This is a genomic window from Bradyrhizobium sp. Crot121, from assembly GCF_059512385.1.
The window spans coordinates 1-293 of sequence record NZ_JCAMOR010000545.1 but is presented as its reverse complement, the minus strand read 5'-3'; the positions used below and the strand labels follow the sequence as shown (position 1 = coordinate 293).

Genomic DNA, 293 nt, shown 5'->3' with positions numbered 1-293 from the left:
ACGCTCGCCCAGAAGTAGCCCTTCTTCGTTTGACCACGCCCGGGATCGAGCACCGGCGCCGTAGTTTCGTCCATGAAAGACGATCCGCCGCTGCCAGATTGCATATTTCACTGATGGTGAGCAGCGATTTCGCGCGATCATGAGCGCCGAATTCAGACGATCGTGAGCAGCCCGCTCCGGCCGAGGCGGTGATAGGGTCAGCGTTCTGGCTGCTCTTCAAGGGTGATGGTTTTGGCGTTGCGTTTTCGCATGCTTTCGCCGGCCAGCTGGAGGCGGTGAGCGTTATGGACGAG

2 pseudogenes are annotated in these 293 nt (G+C 59.7%); both read right to left on the bottom strand.

The annotated features are described in order from the left end of the window. Positions 1-74, bottom strand: a pseudogene (locus tag AC5ZGW_RS47865) (IS66 family transposase); the annotation flags it as partial. 123 nt (positions 75-197) lie between these two features. Beyond that, positions 198-293, bottom strand: a pseudogene (locus tag AC5ZGW_RS47860) (IS21-like element ISFK1 family helper ATPase IstB); the annotation flags it as partial.